The 1705-nt window shown below is 42.8% G+C and carries 2 protein-coding genes and 1 pseudogene; all 3 read right to left on the bottom strand.

What is annotated here, in order from left to right; translation table 11 throughout:
* Positions 1-19: 19 nt before the first annotated feature.
* A pseudogene (locus CWM53_RS10945) lies at positions 20-211 on the bottom strand (PTS fructose transporter subunit IIC); the annotation flags it as partial.
* Between the two features lie 11 nt (positions 212-222).
* A complete protein-coding gene (locus tag CWM53_RS30485) occupies positions 223-642 on the bottom strand; it encodes a hypothetical protein (protein WP_133123744.1) in 420 nt (139 codons plus the stop codon).
* A 2-nt stretch (positions 643-644) separates the two neighbouring features.
* Positions 645-1705: hypothetical protein (locus tag CWM53_RS10940; protein WP_413773713.1), on the bottom strand; the 1061-nt coding region annotated here is incomplete at its 5' end.

The raw sequence follows: 1705 nt of genomic DNA, 5'->3' as shown, positions 1-1705 counted from the left end.
AAAATAATACAGGGGTAAGTTAGCTCACTTTAATATCATCAAGGTCGATATCCTCTTCTTCGTGATCATGAGTAACCATCACATCACGCGGAATATCTTTTTTGATGACAGCATAAACCGTGGCGGTAACAACAATATTCACCAGCAGGGCCATAATGCCAGCCATCGGGTGTGACATGGTGGGGATCATCAGTACCCCACTAAAATAAACTGCTCTCTTCATCAGGGCTTAACCACGTTCAGCAGATAGCCTTTACTGAAATAGCTTGCTGGAGCTATCATGCTTCCATACATTCCACCATTAATAGTTATTTTTATGGGGCCAGGTTTGGTTGCGACACCATAGACTTCAACACAATTATGATCTGTAGTATCCGTTGTGGCCATTGTAATTACCGATTCAGGCAATTTACAATTACGTAAAGAAATACCTGCATCATCGGGAACAACACTCCCTACTTTTCTTTGCGGCCCACCAATAACGCGCCCGCCCAGAATCTTAATTTTAAAAAAATACGGCTTCCCTACTAGTGCTTCTGTTAATGCCTCATTACCTGGGATATACTCAGCGTTTGGGCTTAATAACTTGCAGCCAGAAATAGACAGAAGAAATAAGATTAGCAAAGAACGTATGCATATCATAACTATACCAGTGGTTTAAAAACCACCCCCCCAAAGAATCGACGAATGAAGAAAGATAAATCTTTTCGAGACTTAATTTGTTGTGACACATCTCCCCATGAGAAAAGATTTAATCCTACAAAACCGTCATTCCCTTGGGTCACAGGTCCATTCCAGACAATCCAGTGGGTGGGATAGGTTGTATGCTCGAACATACTATCTCTTAATAAACTATCGTTGATAAGGGTAACAACTTTATAACCTTTATTAATATATTCATTTAAGTCACGAATCCCTTGAATACCTGCTTGTGTGATTCCTACATTACTGAACACCCTTTCATAACCTGCTTTTTCAAACCATGTCGTCAGAGTTGGCCACATGGTGATCCCTGCTACTGGAGAATCGAGAGTATCGAAGCTCAGCACTGCATTCTCTGAATCCCTCAGACCAGCCAGCGTCATCCAGTCAAGGCCAGAGATATTGTCATAAAAATGACCCGAGGGATGGCGACATCCCTCACCTGGCTCTATCTCAAGTTCACCGATTTTGGTTTTCCCATATCGCCACAGTTCCCTGGCGGCCTGGGCATATACATCAGGACGGTCTTGTTGCAGACAGTAAAAGAATGCAGCAGGACCGCACACGCTCGCTCCTGATTGAGAAGGATATGAGAGACTGTAGAATCTGTCCTGAATTTCTGCTTCTATCTTCTTTTTTTCAAACGGATCTTGTGGTGAACCTATGGGATACTCTTGTGCAATAAATGGACGTTCCGGGATAGTGATTCTTATCTCCTTTGTTTCCCCACCCTCGCTTGCAGGTTTCATTGTTCCTTTTGTCTCAAAATAACAGAGGTTCTCTCGCTTTACCGGAGACCAGGCGTTACCTGATGCAAAGGCTTCAAGTGTGTACATTTTGGTGAATGGAACGGGGGTCACACAGACCGTATGCAACATGGTTTTGCGGTAAAGATTCATTTCCATAATATAAATTGTCGAGAGTGACTCATCTATATTTCCGGTCATATGAGTTTGTGTTTCATAAGTTCCAGGAAACGGCTGCTGTTTCACATCTACCAGGA

The organism is Klebsiella sp. A-Nf5 (assembly GCF_002810545.1).
Classification (GTDB): domain Bacteria; phylum Pseudomonadota; class Gammaproteobacteria; order Enterobacterales; family Enterobacteriaceae; genus Klebsiella; species Klebsiella variicola.
Note: the sequence above shows the minus strand (reverse complement) of the source record. Positions and strands in the feature narration are given on the sequence as shown.